This is a genomic window from Bradyrhizobium sp. P2_E8 (assembly GCF_056403875.1).
In genome coordinates this window covers 1-2,607 of the sequence record NZ_JBFUES010001017.1, presented here as the reverse complement: position 1 = coordinate 2,607, position 2,607 = coordinate 1, and the positions used below count along the sequence as shown (strand labels likewise).

The window sequence follows — 2,607 nt, the reverse complement described above, 5'->3', positions numbered from 1 at the left end:
GCGTCGGCAGCGTGATCGTGTTCCTGCCGCAGATCATCCTCATCTTCCTGTTCATCCTGCTGCTGGAAGATTTCGGCTACATGGCGCGCGCCGCCTTCCTGATGGACCGCATCATGGGCGGCGCCGGCCTGCACGGCCGCGCCTTCATTCCGCTGCTGTCGAGCTTTGCCTGCGCCATTCCCGGCATCATGGCGACGCGCGTGATCGACAACAAGCGCGACCGGCTGACCACGATCCTGATCGCGCCGCTGATGACCTGCTCGGCGCGCATCCCGGTCTACACGCTGATCATCTCCGCCTTCATTCCGGCCAGGGACGTCTGGGGCTTCATCAACCTCCAGGGCCTCGTGATGTTCGGCCTCTACGTCGCCGGCATCACCAGCGCGCTTCTCGTCTCGTTCCTGATAAAATTCTTCATGCTGCGCGACTACGCGCCGGCGCCGTTCATGCTGGAGCTGCCGGACTACAAGATGCCGCGCCTGAAATCGATCGCGATCGGCGTCTACACGCGCGCGAAGATGTTTTTGCACCGCGCCGGCACCACGATCTTCTCGATGATGGTGCTGATCTGGTTCCTGGCCTCGTTCCCGCAGCCGCCTGCTGGCGCGACCGAACCCGCCATCAACTTCAGCCTGGCGGCGATCATCGGCAAGGCGCTCGAGCCGCTGCTCGCCCCGGTCGGCGTCAACTGGCAGATCGCGGTCGCGCTGATCCCCGGCATGGCGGCGCGCGAGGTCGCAGTCGCAGCGCTCGGCACCGTCTATGCGATCGAAGGCGGCAAGGAAGCGGCCGAGCAGATCGGCCAGGTGCTCGCGACGAAATGGTCGCTCGCGACCGCGCTGTCGATGCTGGCCTGGTACATCTTCGCCCCGCAATGCGCCTCGACGCTGGCCGTGATCCGGCGCGAGACCGGAAGCTGGCGATGGATGGCGGTGACCTTCACCTACATGCTGGTGCTGGCCTATGCCGCAAGCCTCGTGACCTACAACGTCGCGGTGGCGCTGGGAGCGGGATAGCCCCCTCGAAGCTAAAAACTGCGAAAACAACCCCATGCACAGTAGACCGGGGTCGTGAAATCAATAGCTTACGAATTATCCGAATTCGCTTGAGCCGTCGGGCAAAACACCGGCATGATGGCATCATCGGGAAGCGTCCGCCAACGATTGATCGCGGCCCGCATCCTCGAAAGTCCGCACAATTCACCCGCGCCTGGCCTTGCGACATCGCAGGAATTGATGCCGGACCTCCATCGTTTTCTTCGGCTTCCCATGAAAAGGCCCCGGTCGATGCCGGGGCCTGAGTTCACCGGGAAGACACACACACTCAATAGCGAGCAGCGACCGGAGCACCGAAACCACCGAAGCGGTAGTTCAACCGAAGCGTAACCATGTCCACATCCTGGCTGATCCCGCTGCCGGTGAGCGTGAACCCGCCGGGCGTGACCAGGCCTGCGAAGCCGAAATTGTCGCGTCCCATCCAGAGATGGTCGTACTCGATACCGGCCGACCAGTTCGGCGCAAAACCATATTCCCAGCCGACACCCAGGGCGCCGCCCCAGCGCGTGTGACCTGCCGAAGCCAGTCCGACGCCGGTGACGTTGTTGAATATATCGAATCGATTGCGGGTCACGGCGGCGCCGCCCTTCACGTAGAACAGCGAAGCGTTCCATGCCCAACCGAGCTGGGCCGTGAACAGCCCAATGCCGTCGGTCTTGCCTGTGGTCGAGATCAACGGATCGATCAGGCTGACGCGCGTGTGCTTGATATCGGCCCAATCGCCCTGAGCTTCCAGACCAAACACAAACTGATTGGTTTGCCACCGGTACCCGATCTGTCCACCGACGAGACCACCGGAGCGATCGACGCAGCCATCTGCGACCGTCCCAGCAGGCGTTACGAAGTCGACGCAACCATGGCTTTGCCCCCAGCCACCGTTGGCCCCGATGTAGAATCCGCTCCAGTTGTAGATCGCCACCACTGGTGCCGGCGGCGGCGCCTTGACGGCCATGTCGGCCGCCATGGCCGGAGCCGCCATACTCAGTGCTACGAAGCCGATCGCAGCAGTCGAAAACTTCCTCATGGTCTCGTCCCCTTTTTTGCTCTTTCGTTTGAATTCGCCGTCTCGTCCAAAAATGAGCACCCATGCTGGAACTAGGGTGCATAAGGTTCGCGAATGTGAGAAACTTTACGCGGGCAGGAGTCTCGAAACCCGTATCAAAATGGCAACACCCAAGCGCCATCTCTATGCACCGTAGCGTGCTTAATCGGTGCTCGACGCTTCTGGCGGCAGAGGGCGCCCATCGTCTCCGAGCCACGCATGGATATCTGACGCCGGAATGAGCCGCCTCGGAACGTGAGGATTGATCGTACCTGCAAAAACAGAGAGGCCTTCATCGAGCTTTGCGCGCGCGAACAACTTGGCTTCGTCCTCGGTCGCGAACGTCCGCGTCTCGCGCGGACTGCGCTGCCTCGGCAAAACGCCCCGCTGTCGAATTTCAAAGCTGACGTACCAGGTCGGGATCATCGCGCCTGTCAACCTGTGAGCCTCGAAGTCGGGTTGTGGCGCGATCGTCATCCGCGTATTTGATGCAGATCAAACCCCGCGCGT

General features: G+C 61.9%; 2 protein-coding genes. One reads left to right on the top strand and one right to left on the bottom strand.

The features are described 5' to 3' along the window. A partial coding sequence (locus AC1D00_RS35975; protein ID WP_477013937.1) for a nucleoside recognition domain-containing protein occupies positions 1 to 1,016 on the top strand: 1,016 nt, incomplete at its 5' end. Between the two features lie 307 nt (positions 1,017 to 1,323). Here the strand turns inward: AC1D00_RS35975 and AC1D00_RS35970 are convergent. Then, positions 1,324 to 2,079 (bottom strand): outer membrane protein, encoded by a 756-nt coding sequence (locus AC1D00_RS35970; RefSeq protein WP_477013936.1) that lies wholly within the window; start codon positions 2,077 to 2,079, stop codon positions 1,324 to 1,326. Positions 2,080 to 2,607 lie beyond the last annotated feature (528 nt).